Annotated in this window: 14 protein-coding genes; 12 read left to right on the top strand and 2 right to left on the bottom strand. The window is 70.5% G+C overall.

The genetic code is table 11. The features are described from left to right. Window positions 1-12 precede the first annotated feature (12 nt). The 6 genes from SM757_RS20120 (at window position 13) to SM757_RS20095 (ending at window position 9,111) form a co-directional block, all read left to right on the top strand. Complete coding sequence (locus SM757_RS20120) at window positions 13-1,206, top strand: phosphoglycerate kinase (protein WP_322466844.1); 1,194 nt, start codon at window positions 13-15, stop codon at window positions 1,204-1,206. Window positions 1,207-1,388: 182 nt separating this feature from the next. Next, window positions 1,389-3,701, top strand: coding sequence for an NADP-dependent malic enzyme (locus tag SM757_RS20115; RefSeq protein ID WP_322466843.1), 2,313 nt, complete (start codon window positions 1,389-1,391; stop codon window positions 3,699-3,701). A 146-nt stretch (window positions 3,702-3,847) separates the two neighbouring features. Then, window positions 3,848-5,278: a pyruvate kinase gene (pyk, locus tag SM757_RS20110; RefSeq protein WP_066330832.1), complete on the top strand. Its 1,431-nt coding sequence runs from the start codon at window positions 3,848-3,850 to the stop codon at window positions 5,276-5,278. Window positions 5,279-5,484: 206 nt separating this feature from the next. Then, window positions 5,485-6,549 carry a class II fructose-bisphosphate aldolase gene (gene fba, locus SM757_RS20105; RefSeq protein ID WP_066330835.1) on the top strand — a complete coding sequence of 355 codons (1,065 nt, stop codon included), beginning with the start codon at window positions 5,485-5,487 and terminating at the stop codon, window positions 6,547-6,549. A gap of 127 nt (window positions 6,550-6,676) precedes the next feature. Next, window positions 6,677-7,585 (top strand): phosphoribosylaminoimidazolesuccinocarboxamide synthase, encoded by a 909-nt coding sequence (locus tag SM757_RS20100; RefSeq protein WP_066330838.1) that lies wholly within the window; start codon window positions 6,677-6,679, stop codon window positions 7,583-7,585. A gap of 155 nt (window positions 7,586-7,740) precedes the next feature. Continuing rightward, window positions 7,741-9,111, top strand: a complete 1,371-nt coding sequence (locus tag SM757_RS20095) for a methyl-accepting chemotaxis protein (RefSeq protein ID WP_322466842.1) — start codon at window positions 7,741-7,743, stop codon at window positions 9,109-9,111. Between the two features lie 112 nt (window positions 9,112-9,223). On the opposite strand, the gene SM757_RS20090 is transcribed toward SM757_RS20095, so the two are convergent. Continuing rightward, on the bottom strand, window positions 9,224-10,165 hold the full coding sequence (locus SM757_RS20090; RefSeq protein ID WP_322466841.1) for a tetratricopeptide repeat protein: 942 nt from the start codon (window positions 10,163-10,165) through the stop codon (window positions 9,224-9,226). 129 nt (window positions 10,166-10,294) lie between these two features. Here SM757_RS20090 and purE point away from each other — a divergent pair, with 129 nt between their 5' ends. From purE to SM757_RS20070, 4 genes are read left to right on the top strand one after another with little or no spacing between them, the layout of a single operon-like run. Continuing rightward, the gene (gene purE / locus SM757_RS20085) at window positions 10,295-10,759 is read left to right on the top strand and encodes a 5-(carboxyamino)imidazole ribonucleotide mutase (RefSeq protein ID WP_066331203.1); all 465 of its coding nucleotides are present in this window, start codon (window positions 10,295-10,297) and stop codon (window positions 10,757-10,759) included. After that, a complete protein-coding gene (locus tag SM757_RS20080) occupies window positions 10,756-11,943 on the top strand; it encodes a 5-(carboxyamino)imidazole ribonucleotide synthase (RefSeq protein ID WP_322466840.1) in 1,188 nt (395 codons plus the stop codon). The genes purE and SM757_RS20080 overlap by 4 nt, the downstream gene beginning before the upstream one ends. 2 nt (window positions 11,944-11,945) lie before the next feature. Next, window positions 11,946-12,929 (top strand): L-threonylcarbamoyladenylate synthase, encoded by a 984-nt coding sequence (locus tag SM757_RS20075; RefSeq protein WP_322466839.1) that lies wholly within the window; start codon window positions 11,946-11,948, stop codon window positions 12,927-12,929. 47 nt (window positions 12,930-12,976) lie between these two features. Then, entirely contained in the window at window positions 12,977-13,987 is a 1,011-nt protein-coding gene (locus tag SM757_RS20070; RefSeq protein WP_322466838.1) for a hypothetical protein, read from the top strand. A 64-nt stretch (window positions 13,988-14,051) separates the two neighbouring features. On the opposite strand, the gene dacB is transcribed toward SM757_RS20070, so the two are convergent. Then, the gene (gene dacB / locus SM757_RS20065; protein ID WP_066330856.1) at window positions 14,052-15,491 is read right to left on the bottom strand and encodes a D-alanyl-D-alanine carboxypeptidase/D-alanyl-D-alanine endopeptidase; all 1,440 of its coding nucleotides are present in this window, start codon (window positions 15,489-15,491) and stop codon (window positions 14,052-14,054) included. A 113-nt stretch (window positions 15,492-15,604) separates the two neighbouring features. On the opposite strand from dacB, the gene tsaB reads away from it, so the two are divergent. Together tsaB and rimI are read left to right on the top strand one after the other, a co-directional pair. Further along, window positions 15,605-16,327: a tRNA (adenosine(37)-N6)-threonylcarbamoyltransferase complex dimerization subunit type 1 TsaB gene (gene tsaB / locus SM757_RS20060; protein WP_322466837.1), complete on the top strand. Its 723-nt coding sequence runs from the start codon at window positions 15,605-15,607 to the stop codon at window positions 16,325-16,327. After that, window positions 16,324-16,809, top strand: coding sequence for a ribosomal protein S18-alanine N-acetyltransferase (rimI, locus tag SM757_RS20055; protein ID WP_066330859.1), 486 nt, complete (start codon window positions 16,324-16,326; stop codon window positions 16,807-16,809). The genes tsaB and rimI overlap by 4 nt, the downstream gene beginning before the upstream one ends. Window positions 16,810-16,982: the final 173 nt, after the last annotated feature.

Raw genomic sequence — 16,982 nt, 5'->3', positions numbered from 1 at the left:
GCGCTCTTCTCCATGAATGTTCTCCGCTTCTCCGATCTCGTCGCACAGGGCCAGGTGGCCGGGCGGCGTGTCTTCATCCGGGCCGATCTCAACGTGCCCCAGGACGATTCCGGCCGCATCACCGAGGACACGCGCATCCGCGCCTCCGTTCCGTGCATCCGCATGGCGCTGGACGCCGGCGCGGCCGTGATGGTGACCTCGCACCTGGGCCGTCCCACGGAGGGCGAGTTCAAGCCTGAGGACTCGCTGGCCCCGGTGGCGCAGCGCATGTCGGAGCTGCTGGGCCGCGAAGTACCGCTGGTGAGCAACTGGGTCGATGGCGTGCAGGTCGCGCCGGGCCAGGTGGTGCTGCTGGAGAACTGCCGCCTCAACAAGGGCGAGAAGAAGAACAACGAAGCGCTGGCCCGCAAGATGGCGCAGCTGTGCGACGTCTTCGTCCATGACGCTTTCGGCACCGCGCACCGCGCCGAGGCCAGCACCTACGGCATCGCGCAGTTCGCGCCCGTGGCTTGCGCCGGCCCGCTGCTGGCCGCCGAGATCGACGCCATCTCCAAGGCGCTGGCCCAACCCAAGCGCCCGCTGCTGGCCATCGTGGCCGGCTCCAAGGTGAGCACCAAGCTCACCATCCTCAAGGCGCTGTCGGCTAAGGTGGACGGTCTCATCGTCGGCGGCGGCATCGCCAACACCTTCATGCTGGCCGCGGGCCTGCCCATTGGCCTGAGCCTGGCCGAGCCGGACCTCTTGGAAGAGGCCAAGGCCGTGATCGAGGCCATGAAGGCCCGCGGCGCCGAGGTGCCCATTCCCGAGGACGTGGTCACCGCCAAGCGCTTTGCCGCCGACGCGCCGGCCAGCGTCAAGGCCGCCAACGAGGTGGAGGCTGACGACCTGATCCTGGACATCGGTCCCAAGACCGCCGCCAAGCTCGCCGCGCAGCTCAAGGCCGCGGGCACCATCGTCTGGAACGGCCCGGTGGGCGTGTTCGAGTTCGATGCCTTCGCCAAGGGCACCGAGACGCTGGCGCGCGCCATCGCCGAGAGCCCGGCCTTCAGCATCGCCGGCGGCGGCGACACCTTGGCCGCCATCGCCAAGTACGGCATCGAGGGCGACGTGGGCTACATCTCCACGGGCGGCGGTGCCTTCCTGGAAGTGCTGGAGGGCAAGACCCTGCCGGCCTTCGAAATTCTCTCGCGCCGCGCCGCGGGCTGATTGCTGCTCAGCGTCCTTGGCAAACCCGGCACCCGAGCGGCGCCGGGTTTTTGCTCCTAGCTTCCAGTTTCCATCGCACTGACCATGCCGGCACGGGTGCCGCGAGAGCACCCGGCCGGCTCAGCCGTCGGCGTTGCCGGCACCTTACTCCGACCTGACACACCCCCCGCAGGAAGAGCACCATGTCCGAAGAAGCATCCATGTCCCCGGCCGAGCTGGCCTTGCGCGACGCTGCCCGCGAGTACCACCGCTCGCCCTCTCGCGGCAAGATTTCCATCGCGCCGACCAAGCCGCTGTCCAACCAGCGCGACCTGTCGCTGGCCTATTCGCCGGGCGTGGCCTATCCCTGCCTGGACATCGAGCGCGACCCCAACCTGGCCGCAGAGTTCACCTCGCGCGGCAACCTGGTGGGCGTCGTCACCAACGGCACGGCGGTGCTGGGCCTGGGCGACATCGGCCCGCTGGCGGCCAAGCCCGTGATGGAGGGCAAGGGCTGCCTGTTCAAGAAGTTCGCCGGCATCGACGTGTTCGACATCGAGCTGGCCGAGAAGGATCCGGACAAGCTCATCGAGATCATTGCCGCGCTGGAGCCCACGCTGGGCGGCGTGAACCTGGAGGACATCAAGGCCCCTGAGTGCTTCTACATCGAGAAGGCCCTCAAGGAGCGCATGAAGATCCCCGTGTTCCACGACGACCAGCACGGCACGGCCATCATCTCGGGCTCGGCGCTGCTCAACGGCCTGGAGCTGGTGGGCAAGGACATCGGCCAGATCAAGCTCGTGGCCTCCGGCGCCGGTGCCGCGGCCATCGCCTGCCTGGACGTCATGGTGGGCCTGGGCGTGCGGCGCGAGAACATCTTCGTCGTCGACTCCAAGGGCGTGATCCATTCCGAGCGCGCCGACGCGCTGGCGGGCAAGCTCGACGAGAGCAAGCGCCGCTACTGCCAGAACACCTCCGCGCGCACCCTGGCCGACGTGGTGAAGGCGGCCGACGTGTTCCTGGGCTGCTCCACCGCCGGCGTGCTCACGCCGGAGATGGTCAAGACCATGGCCGACAAGCCCATCATCCTGGCGCTGGCCAACCCCGAGCCGGAGATCCGCCCCGAGCTGGCCAAGGCCGCGCGGCCGGACTGCATCATCGCCACGGGCCGCTCGGACTACCCCAACCAGGTCAACAACGTCCTGTGCTTCCCCTACATCTTCCGCGGCGCGCTGGACTGCGGCGCCACGCGCATCACCGAGGAGATGAAGCTGGCGTGCGTGCGCGAGATCGCCGCGCTGGTGAAGGCCGAGATCAGCGACGAGGTGGCCGCCGCCTATGCGGGCCAGGAGCTCAAGTTCGGCCCCGACTACCTCATTCCCAAGCCCTTTGACTCGCGGCTGATCCTGCGCATCGCGCCGGCCGTGGCCAAGGCTGCCGAGGAAAGCGGCGTGGCGCTGCGCCCCATCACGGACCTGGACGCCTACCGCCAGTCGCTCTCGCGCTTCGTCTATCAGACCGGCATGGTCATGCGCCCGGTGTTCGCCACCGCCAAGTCCAAGCCCGCGCGCGTGGCCTACGCGCAGGGCGAGGACGAGCGCGTGCTGCGCGCGGTGCAGGTCGTCATCGACGAAGGGCTTGCGAAACCGATCCTGGTCGGCCGCCCGGCCGTGATCCAGATGCGCATCGAGCGCGAGGGCCTGCGCATCCGTCCGGGCGTGGACTTCGAAGTGGTGGACCCCGAGGACGATCCGCGCTTCCGCGCCTACTGGGAGGAGTACTACCGCCTCATGGGCCGCGAGGGCATCACGCCCGACATGGCCAAGGTCGCGGTGCGCCGATCCAACACGCTGATCTGCGCGCTCATGGTGCGCCGCGGCGAGGCCGACGCCATGCTCACCGGGCTGGTAGGCCGCTACGACCAGCACCTGGAGCATGTGCGCAACGTCATCGGCCTGGCGCCGGAAGCCAAGGTCATGGGCGCCATGAACGCCGTGCTGCTGGACGACCGCACGCTCTTCATCACCGACACCTTCGTCAACGAGGAGCCGGACGCCGAGTCGCTGGCCGAGATCGCCCGCATGGCCGCCGAGGAAGTGCGCCGCTTCGGCCTGCCGCCCAAGGTCGCCTTCCTGTCGCACTCCATGTTCGGCTCGTCCACGCGGCCCGCGGCCAAGCGCATGCGCGCCGCGGCCGACCGTTTCAAGCAGATCGCCCCGAACGTCGAGTGCGACGGCGAGATGCACGGCGACGCCGCGCTGTCGCAGGACATCCGTGACCGCATGCTGCCTGAGCAGAGCACGCTCACGGGCGAGGCCAACCTGCTGGTGCTGCCCAACATCGACGCGGCCAACATCCTCTTCAACGTGCTGAAGATGACCGGCGGCCACGGCGTCACCGTGGGCCCCGTGCTGTTGGGCGCGGCCAAGCCCGCGCACATCCTCACGCCCTCGGCCACGGTGCGCCGCATCATCAACATGACGGCGCTGGCCGTGGCGGACGCGGCCGCCGAGTGAGGCCCGTCCCACCCGCCGGGCAGCGCGAGCCGCCCGTGACGGCTTGAGGAAGAAGGACAAGCGGCGGCGCCGATAATGCGCCGCCGCTTTTTCTTTTTTTAGACCCTTCCCGCTTTCCCCCGTCAAACCCCTCTCTCGGAGACTGCATGTCGCGCCAGACCAAGATCGTCGCCACCCTGGGCCCCGCTTCCTCATCGCCGGAAACGCTGGAGAACCTGATTCGTGCCGGCGTGGACGTGGTGCGGCTGAACTTCTCGCACGGCACCGCGCAGGACCACATCGACCGCGCGGCCATGGTGCGGACCGCGGCTGAGCGCGCGGGCAAGTCGGTGGCCATCATGGCCGACCTGCAGGGGCCCAAGATCCGCGTGGGCAAGTTCGAGAACGGCCGCGTGATGCTGGAAGCCGGCCAGCCCTTCGTCCTGGACGCGGCGTTCAAGGAGCCCGGCAACGTCGAGCGCGTGGGCCTGGACTACAAGGAGCTGCCGCGTGACGTGAAGCCCGGCGACGTGCTGCTGCTCAACGACGGCCTGATCGTCCTCACCGTGGACCGCGTGCAGGGCGAGGCCGTGCACACGCTGGTCAAGATCGGCGGCGAGCTCTCCAATAACAAGGGCATCAACAAGCAGGGCGGCGGGCTGACCGCGCCCGCGCTCACGGCCAAGGACATGGAAGACATCCGCACGGCGATGAGCTTCCAGTGCGAGTACCTGGCGGTGAGCTTTCCCAAGAACGCCACGGACATGGAAATGGCGCGCCAGCTCGCCAACGTGGCCGGCGAGCCCTGGCGCCACAAGCCGGGCATGATCGCCAAGATCGAGCGCAGCGAAGCCATTCCGCAGCTCGAGGCCATCCTGCGTGCCAGCGACGGCATCATGGTTGCGCGCGGCGACCTGGCGGTGGAGGTGGGCAACGCCGCCGTGCCGGCGCTGCAGAAGAAGATGATCAAGATGGCGCGCGCCATGGACAGGCTCACCATCACCGCCACGCAGATGATGGAGAGCATGATCGTCAACCCGGTGCCCACCCGCGCCGAAGTGAGCGACGTGGCCAATGCCGTGCTCGACGGCACCGACGCCGTGATGCTCAGCGCCGAGACCGCCGCGGGCCGCTACCCGGTGGAAACCGTGGCCTACATGGCCGCCATCTGCGTTGAGGCCGAGCGCGCCGAGGACTCGAAGCTGGACGGCGACTTCTCCAACCGCCGCTACGCCCGCATCGACCAGAGCATCGCCATGGGCGCGCTCTTCACCGCACACCACCTGGGCTGCAAGGCCATCCTGGCGCTCACGGAGAGCGGCTCCACCGCGCTGTGGATGAGCCGCCACCGCATCCACACGCCCATCTACGGCCTGACCTCGCAACCGCTGACGCAGCGCCGCATGGCGCTCTACCGCAACGTGCAGCCCATGCTTATGCCGCGCCTGAACGACCGCGACGAGGCGCTCAGGCAGGCCGAGGCACTGCTGGTGGCACGCGGCGTGCTCATGCCGGGCGACACCTACGCCATCACCTGCGGCGAGCCCATGGGCCACCCCGGCGGCACCAATATGCTCAAGGTCATGGAAGTGCGCTGAAGCGCTTGGCCGGATGCGCGCCTGGCCACGCCGGGCGCCGTGTCAAACGGCGTGCCCATGCACCGCGCTTGACGTGCATCGATCCGCCCGCTTTGGGCGGGCGACCCGTAAGCGGACCGCTGGGGGTGCGTCGGTAAAATTCAAAATTCGCGGCCGGCAAGGGCCGTTTTGCAGATTTTTTTAACACCTCCCCGGGGACTTTCACCATGCCTCTCGTCTCGATGCGCCAGCTGCTGGACCATGCCGCCGAAAACGGCTACGGCATTCCGGCCTTCAACGTCAACAACCTGGAGCAGGTGCAAGCCGTGATGGAAGCCGCCAAGGAAACCGGCGCGCCGGTGATCCTCCAGGCCAGCGCCGGTGCCCGCAAGTACGCAGGCGGCAGCTTCATCAAGCACCTCATCCAGGCCGCCGTTGAGGCCTACCCCGAGATTCCGCTGGTGATGCACCAGGACCACGGCCAAAGCCCCGCCATCTGCGGCGGCGCCATCGACCTGGGCTTTGGCTCGGTGATGATGGACGGCTCGCTGATGGAGGACGGCAAGACGCCTTCCAGCTACGAGTACAACGTGGACGTCACCCGCAAGGTGGTCGAGATGGCCCACAAGGTGGGCGTGACCGTCGAGGGCGAGTTGGGCTGCCTGGGCTCGCTGGAAACCGGCGAAGCCGGTGAAGAGGACGGCATCGGCGCCGTCGGCAAGCTGGACCACGCCGCGCTGCTGACCGACCCCGAGCAGGCCGCCGACTTCGTCAAGCAGACGCAGCTGGATGCGCTGGCCATTGCCATCGGCACCAGCCACGGCGCCTACAAGTTCACCCGCAAGCCCACGGGCGACATCCTGGCCATCTCGCGCGTGAAGGAAATCCACGCCCGCATCCCCAACACCCACCTGGTGATGCACGGCTCCTCCTCCGTGCCGCAGGATCTGCTGGCCATCATCAACCAGTACGGCGGCAAGATGAAGGAGACCTACGGCGTGCCCGTCGAGGAGATCCAGGAAGCCATCAAGTTCGGCGTGCGCAAGATCAACATCGACACCGACATCCGCCTGGCCATGACGGGCGCGGTGCGCAAGTTCCTGGCCGAGAACCCTGACAAGTTCGACATGCGCGAGTGGATGAAGCCCGCCCGCGAGGCCGCCAAGCAGGTCTGCAAGCAGCGCTACATCGAATTCGGCTGCGAAGGCCAGGCCGGCAAGATCAAGCCGCTGTCGCTGGAGCAGATCGCCCAGGCTTACACCAGCGGCGCGCTGGCCCAGGTGGTGCAGTAATAAGTCACGCACTGCTTGCGCGGGCTGACGAGTCCGCGCCCAAGCTCCAAAGGCCCGCCTCGGCGGGCCTTTTTGCTGCTTCTACAATCGCCGCCTCATTTTTGAAGCACCGCCGATCCGGACCGCCATGACCTCTGCACTGCTCGAGAGCTCCATCACCTCCCTGCCGCTGCTGGCGCGCGGCAAGGTGCGCGACAACTACGCCGTGGGCGCCGACCGCCTGCTGATGGTGGCCAGCGACCGGCTTTCGGCCTTCGACGTGGTGATGGGCGAGCCCATTCCGGGCAAGGGCGAGCTGCTGACGCAGATGGCGATGTTCTGGTTCCAGCGCCTGGGCCACGTCGTTCCCAACCACCTCACGGGCGAAGACCCGGAGTCCGTCGTGACCGAGGCCGAGCGCGCCCAAGTGCGCGGCCGCTCCATGCTCGTCAAGCGCCTGAAGCCCCTGCCGGTGGAAGCCGTGGTGCGCGGCTACCTGGCCGGCAGCGGCTGGAAGGAATACCAGCAGGACGGCCGCGTCTGCGGCGTGCAGTTGCCCGCGGGCCTGCACAACGCGGCCAAGCTGCCTGAGCCCATCTTCACGCCCGCCACCAAGGCCGAGATGGGCGAGCACGACGAGAACATCAGCTTCGAGCGCATGGTGGAGATCGTCGGCAAGGAGCTGGCCGAGCAGGTGCGCGAGGTGTCCATCCGCCTGTACCGCGAGGCCGCGGACTACGCGCTGACCAAGGGCATCATCATTGCCGACACCAAGTTCGAGTTCGGCCTGGACGAGGCCGGGCAGCTCACGCTCATGGACGAGGTGCTCACCCCCGACTCCTCGCGCTACTGGCCCGTGGAGAGCTACGCCGATGCCGTGGCCCGCGGCGACAACCCGCCCAGCTACGACAAGCAGTTCGTCCGCGACTGGCTGGAAGCCGCGCAGGTGGACGGCAAGCCCTGGGGCAAGCAGGCTCCCGCGCCCGCGCTGCCGGCCGAGGTGGTGGAGAACACCGCCGCCAAGTACCGCGAGGCCCTGCAGCGGCTCACGGCCTGAGCTTCACGCCACTGCGCGCGGCCATGGCCGTGCATTACGTCACTGGGCCTGCGTGTAAACCCGGATGAAACGGGTGTGCCGTAGGCACGATGTGACGTGCAGGATTTGAAGCAGTAACGCGCGCTCTGCAGAGGCGCCGTGGAGGAGAGGTACCCATGCTCAGACTTTTTCGCCGTTCAGACGGCAGCGGCGCCACCGAACGGGTCGATGCCGACGTGGAAGCGGCCACGCCCACGGCAACTTCCGATGCCGTGGCCGTCGTGCGGGCGATGTCTGCGCAGGCGTCCAACGTCGGCCGTGACGCCGCGGAAGTGCGCGGTGTCATGGAAGACGCGCAAAAGATCGTCCACGCCCAGGGCCTGGCCATGCAGCAGGTCGCCAGGCAGCTCGAAGAGGTGCACACCGCGCAGGGCTCCATTGCCAACGTGACGCTGGAGACGCTGCAGGCCGTGGCCCATGCGCGCGAGGCGCTGCAGTCCGTCAGCCGCGAGGTGCAGGGCATCATGCAGACGCTGCACCAAGTGGCGGATGCGGCCGGGCAGATCACGCAGATCGCACTGCAGACACGGCTGGTGGCCTTCAACGCCTCGGTCGAGGCCAAGCGCGCGGGCGACGCGGGGCGGGGCTTCGGCGTGGTGGCTGACGCGGTGAAGGATCTGGCCGGCAAGGTCGAGACCACCTCCAAGGCCATCATGAGCACCGTGGGCCAGCTCGACGAGCGCATCGAGAACTTCAGCCGCGACCTGCGCTTCGACGAGACAGCCGATGTGCGCTCGCGCAGCGCCGTGCACACGGCCTTCAGCAGCGTGGAGCAGGACGTGGAGCGCATCAGCCAGGCCGCGGACCAGAGTCGCAACATCTGCGCCCGGCTCAACGAGAACGCCCAGGAGCTCGGCAGCGAGGTGCAGCAGGCTAGCGCCAAACTCAACGGCGCGCTCGCTTGCAGCGAACGCTTCCTCAAGGTGTCCGAGGCCATGATCGAGCAGGTCGCGGGCTTCGGCATAGAGACCGACGACACGCCCTTCATCCAGGCCGCGCAGCAGGCCGCGCAGCAGATCTCCACCCTGCTGGAGAACGCCGTGCGCAGCGGTGCCATCCGCCAGGCCGACCTGTTCGACGATCAGTACCGCGCCATCCCCCACACCAACCCGGCGCAGCACCTCACGCGCTTCGTGGAGCTGGCCGACCGCCTGTTCCCGCAGGTGCAGGAGCGCATGCTGGGCATGTCGCCGCGGGTGAGCTACTGCATCGCCGTGGACCGCAACGGCTACTGCGCGATGCACAACAAGAAGTACTCGCAGCCCCAGCGCGGCAACGTGGCCTGGGACACGGCCAACAGCCGCTACCGCCGCATCTTCAACGACCGCACGGGCCTGGCTTCGGCACGCAACCAGCGGCCCTTCCTGCTGCAGACCTACCGCCGCGACATGGGCGGCGGCCAGCATGTGCTGCTCAAGGAGGCGTCGGCGCCCATCGTCGTGGGCGGCCGCCACTGGGGCGGGCTGCGCATAGGCTTCAGCTTCTGAAGCCCGGCGCGCCGCGCGGCGCCGTCTTGACGGGCGCATGAACGACAACGGCCCGCGATCCGCGGGCCGTCGTCATTGGCGGGCCCGCTTCAGGCGGGCCGGGGCAGGGCGCTCAGAATAGCGCCATGCTGAGCTTGCGGCGGTACTGGTCCACCACCGGGTCGGCCGGCACCGTGTCGGCCTTGCCGGTGACTTCCAGCGTGCCCTTCTTGGCCTCGGCGGCGGGCTTGGGGGCGGGCTTGGCCATGAGCTCCAGGATGGCGACGTAGGCCTTGCGCGCGAGCTCGCCGTTCCAGGCCTTGTCGCGCATGAGGATTTCCAGCAGCTCGTCCATGGCCTGGGTGAAGCGGCCGGCGGCCAAGTGCGTCTGCGCCAGCTCGAAGCGGGCCTCGAAGTCGCGCTTGTTGGCGGCGATGGCCGCGGCCAGCGCGTCGGCGCCGCGCGCGGTGGCGGCTTTTTCGGAAGCGTCCAGCCAGTGGCCCAGCGCGGCGATGCGGGCGTCGAACTGGGCCTTGGCCGCCATGGGCTCCCAGGCCTGGCGCGCCAGCGCCACCTGGCCGCGCTGCAGCAGCAGCTTCACCACGTCGCAGCGCACGGTGTCGTTGTCCGGGTCGTTGGCGATGGTGGCCAGCAGCCGCTCCAGCGCCGCGCCGGGGTCGCCCTGGGCGGCCAGGGCCTGGGCTTCCTCGTGCTCCTCCTCGGCCTGCGCTTCCTGGGCGCTGGGCACGTGGCGGTCCAGGAATTCGCGGATCTGCGCCTCGGGCTGCGCGCCCACGAAGCCGTCCACGGGCTGGCCCTGGACGAAGAGCACGCAAAACGGGATGGAGCGCACGCCAAAGGCCTGGCTGAGCTGGCCGGCGATCTCGGGCTGGTCGTCGCTGTCGAGCTTGGCCAGCTTGAACCGCCCGGCGTAGGCCACCTCCAGCTTCTCCAGCAGCGGACCCAGCGTGCGGCAGGGTCCGCACCACGGGGCCCAAATGTCCAGCAGCACGGGCTGGCGCATGGACTCGGCGATGAGTTCCTGTTCGAAGTTCTGGATGGTGATGTCGGTCATGTCGTTGGAGAGGCGATGGACAGAGGCGTTGGGCGGCCTTGGGAAAACGTGCCCGCCTACAATGCAAGGTTTCCCTGATTTCCCGTGGAGCACGCAGTGAATACGGCCCCAGTGACGGTGGGCGTGGTGATGGGGTCCAGCAGCGACTGGGAAACCATGCAGCACGCCACGCAGATTCTCGCCGAGTTCGGCATCGAGTTCGAAGCCAAGGTGGTCTCTGCCCACCGCATGCCTGACGACATGTTCGCCTACGCCGAAAGCGCCGCGGAGCGTGGCCTCAAGGCCATCATCGCGGGCGCGGGCGGTGCGGCGCACCTGCCCGGCATGCTGGCGGCCAAGACCACGGTGCCCGTGCTGGGCGTGCCGGTGGCCAGCCGGCACCTGAGCGGCGTGGACTCGCTGCACTCCATCGTCCAGATGCCCAAGGGCATCCCCGTGGCGACGTTCGCCATCGGCACGGCCGGCGCGGGCAATGCCGCGCTGTTCGCCGTGGCCATGCTGGCCAACGAAGACCCGGCGCTGCGCGAGAAGCTGCAGGCCTACCGCGCGCGCCAGACCGAGGTCGCCCGCGCCATGACGCAGGACCTCAAATGATCCACTCCGCACTGTTGCCCAATGCCCTGGGCGAGGACGGCCGCCCCGCCACGCTGGGTGTGATGGGCGGCGGCCAGCTCGGCCGCATGTTCGTGCAGTCGGCCCAGGAGATGGGCTTCGTCACCGTGGTGCTGGACCCGGACGTCGCCAGCCCCGCCGGCGCCGTGGCGCACCACCACATCCGCGCCGGCTACCTCGACGAGCAGGGCCTGGCGCAGCTCATGCAGCGCGCCAGCGCCATCACCACCGAGTTCGAGAACGTGCCCGCCGCCGCGCTGCTGACCCTGGGCGGGCAGCGCCCCGTGGCCCCGGCCGCCGACGCCGTGGCCGTGTGCCAGGACCGCGATGCCGAGAAGCGCCACTTCCGCGGCTGCGGCGTGCCCTGCGCGCCCTGGGCGCTGCTGGAGACGGCCGAGCAGCTTGCGGCCGTGGCCGATGAGCTGCTGCCCGGCATCCTGAAAACCGCGCGCATGGGCTACGACGGCAAGGGCCAGATCCGCGTGGCCGACCGCGAGCAGCTCGCTGCGGGTTGGGCCGAGCTGGGCGGCGTGCCCTGCGTGCTGGAAAAGATGCTGCCGCTGCAGCGCGAGATCAGCGTCATCGTGGCCCGCGCGGCCGACGGCGCGATGGTGAACTTCCCCGTGCAGCAGAACCTGCACCGCGACGGCATCCTGGCCGTCACGCAGGTGCCCGCGCCTGACGTGCCTGAGGCGCTGCAGCAGCAGGCCGTGCAGTGCGCGCAGTCCGTGGCGCAGTCGCTGCGCTACGTGGGCGTGCTGTGCGTGGAGTTCTTCGTGCTGCAGGACGGCTCGCTGGTGGCCAACGAGATGGCGCCGCGCCCGCACAACTCCGGCCACTACAGCATCGACGCCTGCGACGTCTCGCAGTTCGACCTGCAGGTGCGCACCCTGGCCGGGCTGCCGCTGGTGCAGCCGCGGCTGCACTCCAGCGCCGTGATGCTCAACCTGTTGGGCGACCTGTGGTTCGACGCGCAGGGCGCCGAGCGCTCGCCGCCCTGGCCGCAGGTGCTGGCGCTGCCCGGCGTGCAACTGCACCTCTATGGCAAGGCGGCGCCGCGCCCCGGGCGCAAGATGGGCCACCTGACCGTCACGGCCGCCGACGCCGCCACGGCGCGCGACGCGGCGCTGCAGGCCGCGTCGCTGCTGGGCCTGGCGCCCTTCTGACCATGCCGCTGATCGACGGCGCCGACCCCCACGCCCTGGCGCAGGCCGCGGCCCACCTGGCCGCGGGCGAGCTGGTCGCCTTGCCGACCGAGACCGTCTACGGCCTGGGCGCGCGCGCCGACGACGATGCGGCCGTGGCCAAGATCTTTGCCGCCAAGGGCCGGCCCAGCGACCACCCGCTCATCGTCCACGTCAGCGACGCTGCCGAGGCGCCGGCCTTCACGCCCGCGGCGCAGCAGCCGCTGGCGCGCCGGCTGATGGACGCCTTCTGGCCTGGGCCGCTGACGCTCATCCTGCCGCGGCGCGAGGGCGTGGCCACGGCGGCCGCGGGCGGGCAGGACAGCATTGGCCTGCGCTGCCCGGCGCACCCCGTGGCGCATGCGCTGCTGCAGGCGGCCGCCCGCTTGGGCGTGCCCGGCGTGGCCGCGCCCAGTGCCAACCGCTTCGGCCGCATCAGCCCCACCACCGCCGCGCACGTGTTGGGCGAGTTCGGCGAGGAGCTGCTGGTGCTGGACGGCGGGGCCTGTGCCGTGGGCATCGAATCCACCATCGTGGACCTCACGCGCGGCGAGCCCGTGCTGCTGCGCCCGGGCGTGCTCACGCCGGCGCAAATTGAGGCCGCCTGCGGCCAGCCCCTGCGCGGCCGCGATGCCCAGGCCCCGCGCGCCTCCGGCACGCTGGAGGCGCATTACGCCCCGCGCGCACCGCTGCGGCTGCTGGACGCCGATGCGCTGCGCCAGGCCCTGGCCGGGCCACGCGAGCCGGGGATGGCGCTGGCGCTATATTCCCGCTCCGTCGAGCCGCCTCCCGGCGTCACCCACCGCCGCATGCCGGACGACGCGCGTGCCGCGGCCTTCGAGCTGTTTGCCGTGCTGCGCGAGCTGGATGCGCAGGGCGCCACGCACATCTGGGTGGAACGCCCACCCGCCACGCCGGAATGGGACGGCGTGCGCGACCGGCTGCAGCGCGCCGCCGCGGCCGCCTGAACCTCAATGCCAATGCCGGCGGCCGGCAGGGCCGCCCTGGAGAACCGATGAGCCTGAATCGACTGTTTGCACGCCGCCCTGGGCGTGTGTCTCTGGCCCTGTGTGCCGCGGCGGTGCTGAGCGCCTGCGGCGGCGGCGACCGCGTGGAGCCTTACGTGCCGCAGCGGCTGCTGGCCTATGGCGACGAGCTGAGCCTCATCGACGACGCCACCGTCGCCACCGGCACCAACACCGTCACCGGCGCGGCCACCAGCAGCGCCGCCGGCAACGGCGTGAAGTACACGATCAACGGCTTCAACGGCACCACGGGCGCGCTGGACTGCACCGTCAACCCGATGTGGGTGCAGCAGCTGGCCGCCGACATGGGCATGGCCTTCAAGCAGTGCGCCGGCAGCTACACCACCTTCGCGGCCGAAACCCGCGCCACGGTGGGCGCCCGCACCGGGGATGTGGTGACGAAACTGGCCGCGCTGCGCACCACGGCGCCCGTGCCCACCAGCAGCACGCTGGTGACGGTGCAGGTGGGCATGTACGACATCAAGGCCTTGTACGACGCCGCTGCCGCCGACGGCACCGTCACGGCCGACGAGGTTACCGCCGCAACGGCCGAAGCCACGCGGCTGGGCAAGCTGCTGGCTGCCGAGGTCACGCGCTTCACCGAGGCGGGCATAGGCATCATCGTTGCGACCGTGCCCGATATCGGCCAGTCGCCCTACATGGTCTCCCGGGGCGCGACGGCCAACGTCCAGGTGTGGACGGCCGCTTTCAACGAGGCGCTGGTGACCAACATGCCGCCCGACGGCCACAAGGTGGGCCTGATTTTCGGCCGTCCCTACGGGCTGGACCGCAACGGCAACCCGGGCGACGGCTACACCAACGGCCGCAATTGCGTCGCCGGCACCAACACGCCCTTGTGCACCACCTCCACGCTCACGGACGCCAGCAAGATCAACAACTGGATCTGGGCCGACGACCTGCACCCTTCGCCCTACACGCATTACGTGATGGGCACCGCCGCCTACAACCGCGTGCGCAACACGCTGGCGCCTGGCCAGTGATCCGGCCAGCGCCGCGGCCTCAAAAGGCGCGGCGCACGCCGCGGCCACGCCGCCTGGCGGCGCTTCAATCCTGCGCCGTCCACTGCAGCAGCGCGTCCAGCACCGGGCGGGCGGCCGAGGCCTGCGGGTGGTTGACCAGGGCCACCAGCACGTGGCGGCGGCCGCTGTTGCCCAGCACGTAGCCGGCCACGGCCGCCACGTCGCGCAGCGAGCCCGTCTTGAGGTGGGCGCGTCCGGGCTCGCCGTTCCAGCGTTTGACCGTGCCGTCCAGGCCCTGAATGGGCAGCGAGGACATCAGCTCCGGCATCCAGGGCGCGGACCAGGCCGTCTGCAGCAGCCGGCCCAGCAGCGCCGCGCTCAGCCGCGTCTGGCGCGATAGGCCTGAACCGTTGTCCACCACCGCGCCGGCGGCCGCCTCGGGGCCCAGGCGCTGCAACAACCAGTTCCCCATCACCGCGCGCGCGCCTTCCACGCTGCCTGAGCCCTGGCGCTCCAGCGCCAGCGTCAGGAAGAGCTGCTGCGCCATCACGTTGTTGCTGAACTTGTTGATGTCGCGCACCACCTCGGCCAGCGGCGGCGAGGTGAGCTCGAAGCTGGGCGGCGCGTCGGCCGGGGCGCGGCCCTCGCGCACGCCGCCGCGCAGCTTGCCGCCGGCTTCCGTCCAGAGGGCCTGCAGCAGCCGCGCGTCGAAGGCGCGCGGGTCGGCATAGGCCAGCGGCCACTGGCGCTCGCCGCAGGCCAGCGGGTAGCGGCCGGCCAGGCGCAGCCGGGCGGGGTCGGCGAAGTCGGCCTTGAGCACGCCGCGCCAGTCGCCGCAGGCGGCGTTGGACAGCGGCACCACCGCGTCCACGCGCACGCCCTCCAGCGGCGGCTCCAGCCCAACGCGGGCCACGCCGTGCGCGGCGTCCGGCATGAAGCTCAGCATCAAGGCGCGCAGGTTGAGCAGCAGTGCGTCGGGCAGCACGTTGTAGGGGCGCAGCGGCTCGCCGTCGAAGTCGCCCGCGCTGCCGGCGGCAGGCTCGAAAGCCGCGCGGTCCAGGATGAAGTCGCCCTCGATCTGGTCCACGCCCATGGCGCGCAGCCGCCGCATCAGCAGGTACAGCCGCTCCTGGGTGAGCTTGGGATCGCCGCGGCCCTGGATGAGCACCGAGCCGCGCAGCCGGCCGCGCTCCACCTCGCCCAACAGCCACACCGGGGTGCGCCAGCTCCAGGCCGGGCCCAGCAGGTCCAGCGCCGCGGCCGTGGTGGCCAGCTTCATGACCGAGGCGGGGTTCATGGGCTGCGCCGTGTTGAAGGCCAGGCGCTGCGCACCGTTGTTCACCTCCTGCACCAGCACGGCCAGCGCCTGCGGCGGCAAATTCACTTGCTGCAGCGCCTGGGCCACAGGCAGGGGCAGGGCGGCGGCGTCCGAGGTGCCGGAGGGTAAGGGCAGGGAGGTGGTCTGGGCCCGCAAGGCCATGGGCAGGGCGAGCAGGGCGGAGAGGCAGAGGCGACGGGTCGGCATGGCGGGGCATCCTAGCCGGCCCCCTGGCCGCGGGATGGGCCTGCCGGATAATCCGGGCCGATGGAAGCCCTGCTCTTTTCTTTCCCGTCGCGGGCCTGCTGGAGGCGTTGCGCATGAGCACAGCCCTGCTGGCGGTGGACTGCTCCACCGAGCGCCTGGTGCTGGCCGTGGCCGGCGCGCAGGGCGTGCTGACGCTGGACGAGGCCGGCGGCGCCGAGTCCTCGCGCCGCGTGCTGCCCGCGGCGCTGGAGCTGCTGCGGCGCGCCGGGCTGACGCTGGCCGGCCTGGACGCCATCGCCTTCGCCCGCGGCCCCGGCGCCTTCACCGGGCTGCGCACCGCCTGCTCCGTGGCGCAGGGCCTGGCCTATGGCGCGGGCAAGCCCGTGCTGGCGCTGGACAGCCTGCTCGTCGTGGCCGAGGACGCGCGCGCCCAATGCGGCGGCGGCGAGGGTTTCAGCGTCGGCGTGGCCATGGACGCGCGCATGAACGAGCTCTACGCCGCGCACTACCGGTTCACGCCCCAGGGCTGGCTGACGCTGCAGGAGCCGGGCCTGTACGCCCCCGGGGCTTGGCGCTGCGAGGCCGAGGTGCTGGCCGGCTCCGGGCTGCACCTGCTGCCCGTAGACGACGCCTCGTCTACCGCGCCGCGCCACGTGCCGCAGGCGCGCGACCGCGGCGGCGCCCTCATGCGGCTGGCCCAGCAGGCCTGGGTGGCCGGCCAGGCGCTGGACGCCGCACAGGCGCTGCCCCTGTACCTGCGCGACAAGGTGGCGCAGACCACGGCCGAGCGCGAAGCTGCGCGCGCCGCCACGGCCGCCGCCGGAGCGGCTGCATGAGCGCCGCGCTGCAGCCGCACCCCGTGCTGGAGCCCCTGCGCGTGGCGCACCTGGACGCCGTGATGGTGCTGGAGCAGGCCAGCTACGACTTCCCGTGGAGCCGCGGCAACTTCGTGGATTCGCTGCACGCGGGCTACTTCGCGCAACTGCTGCGCGAGGCGCCGGGCGGCGCGCCCGTGGGCTACTTCGTGGCCATGGACGGCGTGGACGAGATGCACCTGCTCAACATCACCGTGGCGCCCGCGGCACGGCGCCACGGCTACGCCCGCTTCATGCTCGACGCGCTGGTGCACCACTGCCGCCTGGTGGAGGCCGAAAGCCTCTGGCTGGAAGTGCGCGAGAGCAACACCGGCGCGCGCGAGCTCTACGAGCGCTACGGCTTTGCCCAGGTTGGGCGCCGCCGCGCCTACTACCCCGCGGCGGGCGGGCAGCGCGAGGACGCGCTGCTCATGAACCTGCCCATCGCGCCGCTGGAGGGCTGAACGCCATGGCCTACAGCGAACGCCAGCAGCAGATGCTGGCCTGGATGGGCATCAAGCTCTGGCAGCCCGCGGCGCAGGACGGCACGGCCCAAGCCGCGGCGGACCTGCACGCCGCCAACGCCGCGCCCGCCACCGAGCCGCCGCCGGCCCTGCCGGCGCAGCGCGTCCAGGCT

The sequence above is a fragment of the Azohydromonas lata genome, assembly GCF_034427735.1.
GTDB classification, from domain to species: Bacteria; Pseudomonadota; Gammaproteobacteria; order Burkholderiales; family Burkholderiaceae_C; genus Azohydromonas; species Azohydromonas lata.
The sequence above is the reverse complement of the archived record's forward strand: the minus strand, read 5'-3'. Positions and strand labels throughout refer to the sequence as shown.

Coding starts and splice junctions, on each gene's coding strand:
- SM757_RS20120 (WP_322466844.1), top strand. CDS start 13: ATGAATGTTCTCCGCTTCTCCGATCTCGTCGCACAGGGCCAGGTGGCC.
- SM757_RS20115 (WP_322466843.1), top strand. CDS start 1,389: ATGTCCGAAGAAGCATCCATGTCCCCGGCCGAGCTGGCCTTGCGCGAC.
- pyk (WP_066330832.1), top strand. CDS start 3,848: ATGTCGCGCCAGACCAAGATCGTCGCCACCCTGGGCCCCGCTTCCTCA.
- fba (WP_066330835.1), top strand. CDS start 5,485: ATGCCTCTCGTCTCGATGCGCCAGCTGCTGGACCATGCCGCCGAAAAC.
- SM757_RS20100 (WP_066330838.1), top strand. CDS start 6,677: ATGACCTCTGCACTGCTCGAGAGCTCCATCACCTCCCTGCCGCTGCTG.
- SM757_RS20095 (WP_322466842.1), top strand. CDS start 7,741: ATGCTCAGACTTTTTCGCCGTTCAGACGGCAGCGGCGCCACCGAACGG.
- SM757_RS20090 (WP_322466841.1), bottom strand. CDS start 10,165: ATGACCGACATCACCATCCAGAACTTCGAACAGGAACTCATCGCCGAG.
- purE (WP_066331203.1), top strand. CDS start 10,295: ATGGGGTCCAGCAGCGACTGGGAAACCATGCAGCACGCCACGCAGATT.
- SM757_RS20080 (WP_322466840.1), top strand. CDS start 10,756: ATGATCCACTCCGCACTGTTGCCCAATGCCCTGGGCGAGGACGGCCGC.
- SM757_RS20075 (WP_322466839.1), top strand. CDS start 11,946: ATGCCGCTGATCGACGGCGCCGACCCCCACGCCCTGGCGCAGGCCGCG.
- SM757_RS20070 (WP_322466838.1), top strand. CDS start 12,977: ATGAGCCTGAATCGACTGTTTGCACGCCGCCCTGGGCGTGTGTCTCTG.
- dacB (WP_066330856.1), bottom strand. CDS start 15,491: ATGCCGACCCGTCGCCTCTGCCTCTCCGCCCTGCTCGCCCTGCCCATG.
- tsaB (WP_322466837.1), top strand. CDS start 15,605: ATGAGCACAGCCCTGCTGGCGGTGGACTGCTCCACCGAGCGCCTGGTG.
- rimI (WP_066330859.1), top strand. CDS start 16,324: ATGAGCGCCGCGCTGCAGCCGCACCCCGTGCTGGAGCCCCTGCGCGTG.